Raw genomic sequence first — 5,431 nt, forward strand, 5'->3', positions numbered from 1 at the left:
CCCCCGGTCTGCTAAATTTCGCCACCCGACCGTTGGCGCCGCGCCCGCGCAGTTCTGCGCGAGCGCGGCGGGGAGGTACGGGGCGCGGTGTCTGCGCGAACGAATGTGAGCGCAGGCTCGGCAGAGCTTGCTCTGCCGGTGCTGTGCGGTTGCGGTGCGGTCTCTCCGATGCTCAAGCAGTAGCTAGCTTCGCTCCGGCAGACCTCACCATCCTGCCACATCTCCGAAAGCCCTCGGCGCGCTCGCCACCGGAAGACAACCCAACTTCGGCGGTCACGCGAGCGTAGCGAGTGTGACCGCGAGCGCGCCTCGTCCTTTCAGTCCACCAGGATGGTGGTTTTCCGACCGGCCGAAACCGGTGGTTGTGTCGACGACCGAAGCTGGTCGTTGTCTCACTGCCAGAAACTGACGGCTGCTCGGTGTGTCGTTGCTGTCGGCTCGTCGACTGCTGGCGCTCGCCGACAGAAAGAAATACCCGGGGCTGTCTCGGCGCGAATAGAACCGCAAACCACCCCACAGAATTACGCGATTACAGAAGTCCGGTCTTCTGGAGCTTCATCAGGTCCTCGGTGTCGAGGGTCTCGCCGTCCTTGAACTGCTGGTAGATCTCCTCGGCTTCCTCCTTGGCCTCCTCGCGCTCCTTCTCCTTCTCGGACTTGCGCTCTTCTTCCTCCTGCTTGTCGAGTTCGCGCAGGCGCTTCTGGACGCGCACGAAGTCCTCGTGGTGCTGGTCGGCGGCCTCCTGGGCCTCCACGAAGCTCTCGTGCATCTCGTCGGCTTCGTCACGGATGTCGTCGGCCTCCCGATAGGCCTCGATCATCTGGTTGTGGTGCTCCTGGGCCTTGTCGGCGAGTTCGGTCACCTTCTCGTGGTGACGGCTCGCTTCCGCGCGGACCTCTTCGGCCTCCTCGACGAGTTCGTCGAGGTTCTCGCTGTCGTCGAGCTTCTCCTTTCGCTCCTGGAGCTTCTCGCGCTTGGCCTCGATCTTCTCGATGAGTTCGCGCTCGTCCTCCGTCGAGAGCACCTCGGTCTGCTGCTTGAACTCGAGGTCCTCGATCTCCGATTCGAGCTCCTCGACGTCCTTGCCCTCGTTGAGTTCGAGCTCCTGCTTCTTGCGCTCGACCTCGTCGAACAGCTCGTTGGCATCCGCGTTGAGCTCGTTGCGCTGCTCCTTGTGCTCTTGAACCTGCTCGTTGAGCTCGTCGCGCTTCTCGCGGTGCTCTTGGGCCTCGTCGACCTTCTCGCGCGTCTCGGCGTTCAGGTCGTCGCGCTTCGACGCGCGCTTGGACGCCTTCTGGTTCAGCTCGTTTCGTCGGTCTCGGAGCTGTCCTGCGAGTTTGATTAGTTCGCCTTTCGACTTGTTCTGAAGTTCCTCTTCCGTTACGCTTACCATGCTTAGTTAAACCTCGATTCCATGCCCGCCACGGCGTTCGGTCGGTCGGCGTTCGACTCGTCGACGATCGGTTCGTCGTCGGTCCGAACGGCTCGACCCGTCGGCCTGCCAGCGTTCGACAGCGACTGCTCTCGACAACTGGCTATCGGCCGTTGACAATAGTCCCATGTCATTTGTCGCACGATGCTTGCCGAACGCTCGGTGGCGTTCTGGTATGCGCAAATATTCACCGCGTGTATATAAATCTTCCGCCGATACGTTTCGTGGAAACGGTTCACACGCCCGCTACCGGCCGTGTAACGCCTTCCCACACTTGACACCCCTCGTTCGGGGGTTATAAAGGATAGGCGTTGCCGACCGAGCCGTCCGCCCGCCCGAACGAGGTTTCGACCGACTTGGCGTCGTCTGGAACCCTCATCGTCCCGGCGGTCGTCCGCCCGAAGGCGTCGACCGTCACGTCGGTCCCGCCGGTGCGGTCGCCCGCGGTCCACGAGACGCTGCCCGACACCGGCTCGGGCGTGTCGTTGATCACGGTGAGCTCTCGGCTGGCGCCCGGCTCGGGGTAGGCGTCGAGCACGACCTGCACCGGCTCCAGCGACGCCGCGATCGCCTCGTATCCGGCCTTTTCGGAGCCGTCGGCCGCGAGCACGCCCATGCCAGCGCCCGCGTCGGCATCCCGGAGCGCGTCGGCGGTCAGTACGCCAGCGCCTCGACGACGGAGCGTCTCGGTCACGTGCTTGAGCACCCGGGTTTGGTACGCCTGCGAGGCCGCGACAACGTCCGATTCTGCGTCGTCGCCGTCGCCGATGGCGGAGTCGCCGACGTAGGCCTCGTGGGCGTCGGCGTCGAACCCCGCGGCGTCGTGGCCTTCCGGGCTCGCCAGCGAGCCCGCGCCGAAGCCCCCGACTGCTCCGAGTCGGTCTGCAGTATCGTCGCAGTCGTACTTGTCGAGCACCCATTCGGCGTCTCCGAAGTCGCCGTAGTCCCAGCCGGGGTAGACGTGTGCGGCGTCGGGGTCGACGCCCGGCGCGCCCGACACGGGGAACACCGGTGTTCCGTCGGGGAAGGCGTCGGCGACCTCCTTGGCGGTGGTCGCGTCGAATCCGGCGCGCCACGCCCGCCAGCGAACTTTGTACCGCGCGAGTCTGGCCGGGCCGACGCTCGCGAGGTGGTCGGTCGGGTCGACGTGGACCCCGAAGGCGGCGATGCAGGGGTGGCGCTCGACGGCGGTCGAGAGGGTGTTTGCGAGGTCGGTCGCCCGGTCGGTGTCGTACTCGCTCGGCCCGGCCAGCGGGAGGTCCTGCCAGACGAGCAGTCCCGCGTCCGTGGCGGCCTCGTAGAACCCTGCCGGTGGGACGTGACCGTACGCCCGGACGAGGTTGGCGTTCGCGTTGGCGGCGCGTTCCACGTCCCACGTGGGGTCGCCGGTCGGCAGTAGCGAGAACCCTCGTGCGTGGACGCGCTGGCCGTTGACGAGGAGGAAGTTGCCGTCCTTGGACTGGCGAACGTCGCACAGTCCCGTCTCGACCACGCGCTCGGAGTCGCCGAGCTTCGCCCGGACCGCGTACGTGTGCTGGGGGCCGACCCCCGCGGGCCACCAGTAGGCGGGGTCCCGGAGTTCGAGCGTCTTCGAGACGGTGACGCGCTCGCCCGGCTCTGCCGCGACCTTCGCGCGCTCCATCACGCCGCCGCCGCGGAACCCCTGCGGGCGGACCGACAGCGAGATGCGGTCGTCGACGGCCTCGCCCGCCTCGACAGCAATCGCAGCGTCGATGACCGCGCCGTCGTCGGTCCGGCGCGGCGTCAGCGAGAGGTCGTCGACGAACGTCTCCGGGTGGGTTTCGAGCGTCGCGTCCCACCAGATTCCCGGCACTGCGCGCTCGTCTGGCACCCGGTCGGTGGCGTACGCGCCGCCGAAGGAGTCGGGCGCGCGACACTCGACGACCAATTCGTTCTGCTCGGCGGGCTCGATCTCGAAGCGAGCGGGGACGAAGTAGGCGTCGTGCTCGCCGAGCAGGTCGCCGTTCAGCCAGATGCGAGCGCTGGCGAACAGCCCCCGGAGTTCGAGCGTGACGCGCTCGTCGCCGTCGCGCCCACCGCCGTCACGCGGGTCGGCGAACTCGGTTCGGTAGGCGACGGCCTCCGCGCCGGCCAAGCGCTCCGGGCGGCCCGGTACCTCGACGGGATGGGATTCCTCGGGAGAGGGCGGTCCGTCGGAGGCTGAGGGCGAGCCGTCCGACGCGCCGGGGTCGACGGCCCCGGCCGTCCAGTCGGTGAGAGACATACTGAGGGAACGAAACCCACACCAGATAGGTTTTACGTCCGACGGACGACCACTTTCACTTCCGCTCCGCCCATACCTCAATTTAAGTAGGATGGCGAGGCCAGAGGGGACCATGATGGAAGACCTGCGCTGCGTCTGCGACGCCCGCGGTTGTGACCGCACGCTCGGCGAGGACGACCTGATGCTCCGGATGCGGACCGACGCGGGCGAGCGCCGCGCCTACGAGTGCGCCTGCGGCGCGGTGACGGTGACGGTGGTGCGTTGAGCTCGCTCACGCTGCCCCTCGGGCGCTCGACGCCACAGATCGGCCGGAAGCGCTCGGTGTGACCACTCACGGGGATGCGCTCGGTGATACAGACCACTGGAATCGGCCGGGGGACTGACCACAGGAATGCGCTCGGTGACACAGACTCCCGGGTGGGACTGAAAGGGGCCGCCCGCTCGCGTTCAGTGTAGTCGTCTCCGCGGGCCAGTATTCGCGGTGGGCGTTGCGGAGAGCCGCGAATATCCCGCGGAGCGACCGCGAGCGGGCGGGGGCTTTCGAAATAGATGCAGTTACGGCTCCGTCTCTTCGTGCTGAAACACCGATTCCTACCGCGACAGCGAACGCGACCACCACAGCGACAGCAACCACCAAAACGACAGCAGCCGCAACAGCGACCGCGACTATGCTTGAGCCTATGAGAACCGCAACAGCAACCGCGACCGCAACAGCAACAGCAACCGCGATCGCAACAGCAACCCCAACAGCCCAAGCAGCGACCACGACAGTAACACCCTCTGAGTAGAAAGACGGTCCTGAAGTACCCGCCACTCGAATCGACGCCAGAGAGACGATGACGAAGGAAGAGGTCATCCACGCGCGGGGCCACGAGAACGTCTCGGCCGCCCACGCCAGCACGTTCGAGGTGACGACCGACGACTACCTGATGCCTGCGGGCGACTGCATCCTGGGCATCGAGGCCGACCGTGCGCCGGCGGACTTCGACTCCGAGTTCGTCGCCGCGTGCCAGCACGCCGAGGCGACCATCACCGCGACGTTCGAGGTCGCGGAGTCCGAGGCCGCGGACGACAGCGACACGCACTCGGAGACGGTGACGGGCCGGGGCGACCCCGACCTGACCTTCGAGAACGAACGGAGCGCGGTGGGTCGGACCAGCGACTTCGTCGACGACCGGACTATCCTGCTCGGGGCGGAGTTTGCCGCGGAGGGGTTCGACCGCGACCTCGTGGCCGCGCTGGCCGACGGCGCGGAGCTGACGGTGAGGCTTACGGTGGAGTAGATTACTGCGACGGCGATTCGGAGCGACCGTTTTAATCCGGTGGCGACCCCACCGTGGACCATGTCAGACGACCCCGATTCACCGGGGAGCGCCGACTCCGGACCCGCAGGGAATCCCGACCCCGAACCCGCCGAGAACATCAGCGGCGGCGACGCCGCGACGAGCGCGTTCGCCGAGTTCGAGCCCGGCGAGGGCGACACCCGCGCGGAAGCCGTCGTGGACCGACTCGGCGAGCGCTACTGGCAGAAGACGTACGGCGGGCGAGACGCCTTCGAGTGTCTGGTCCGCACGATCCTGAGCCAGAACACCAGCGACGTGGCGAGCCAGCCCGCCCACGACGCGCTGATGGAGAAGTACGGGTCGGCGGACGGTGGCGAGGGCGGCGAGGATGGCCGCGAGGGCAGCGATGACGGTCGCGAGCGCGGCGGCGAGGTCGCGGACCTCGCCGCCGCGCGCCCGCCCCCCCCCCCC

General features: G+C 67.4%; 4 protein-coding genes and 1 pseudogene. 3 read left to right on the forward strand and 2 right to left on the reverse strand.

Annotated features, from left to right (window positions below):
- Positions 1-529: 529 nt before the first annotated feature.
- Positions 530-1,393 carry a coiled-coil protein gene (locus tag DPQ64_RS18310; RefSeq protein ID WP_115865730.1) on the reverse strand — a complete coding sequence of 288 codons (864 nt, stop codon included), beginning with the start codon at positions 1,391-1,393 and terminating at the stop codon, positions 530-532.
- A gap of 334 nt (positions 1,394-1,727) precedes the next feature.
- Positions 1,728-3,677 carry a glycosyl hydrolase 2 galactose-binding domain-containing protein gene (locus DPQ64_RS18315; protein ID WP_115865731.1) on the reverse strand — a complete coding sequence of 650 codons (1,950 nt, stop codon included), beginning with the start codon at positions 3,675-3,677 and terminating at the stop codon, positions 1,728-1,730.
- A 112-nt stretch (positions 3,678-3,789) separates the two neighbouring features.
- Here DPQ64_RS18315 and DPQ64_RS19420 point away from each other — a divergent pair, with 112 nt between their 5' ends.
- The 3 genes and pseudogenes from DPQ64_RS19420 to DPQ64_RS18330 form a co-directional block, all read left to right on the forward strand.
- Positions 3,790-3,942, forward strand: a complete 153-nt coding sequence (locus DPQ64_RS19420) for a hypothetical protein (protein ID WP_198662204.1) — start codon at positions 3,790-3,792, stop codon at positions 3,940-3,942.
- Between the two features lie 571 nt (positions 3,943-4,513).
- Positions 4,514-4,960, forward strand: coding sequence for a DUF371 domain-containing protein (locus tag DPQ64_RS18325; protein ID WP_115865733.1), 447 nt, complete (start codon positions 4,514-4,516; stop codon positions 4,958-4,960).
- Between the two features lie 60 nt (positions 4,961-5,020).
- A pseudogene (locus DPQ64_RS18330) lies at positions 5,021-5,431 on the forward strand (hypothetical protein); the annotation flags it as partial.

This window comes from Halorussus litoreus, assembly GCF_003382685.1.
Classification (GTDB): Archaea; Halobacteriota; Halobacteria; order Halobacteriales; family Haladaptataceae; genus Halorussus; species Halorussus litoreus.

Excerpts from the sequence above, each read along its gene's own strand:
- DPQ64_RS18310 (WP_115865730.1), bottom strand. The coding sequence starts at position 1,393 with ATGGTAAGCGTAACGGAAGAGGAACTTCAGAACAAGTCGAAAGGCGAA.
- DPQ64_RS18315 (WP_115865731.1), bottom strand. The coding sequence starts at position 3,677 with ATGTCTCTCACCGACTGGACGGCCGGGGCCGTCGACCCCGGCGCGTCG.
- DPQ64_RS19420 (WP_198662204.1), top strand. The coding sequence starts at position 3,790 with ATGATGGAAGACCTGCGCTGCGTCTGCGACGCCCGCGGTTGTGACCGC.
- DPQ64_RS18325 (WP_115865733.1), top strand. The coding sequence starts at position 4,514 with ATGACGAAGGAAGAGGTCATCCACGCGCGGGGCCACGAGAACGTCTCG.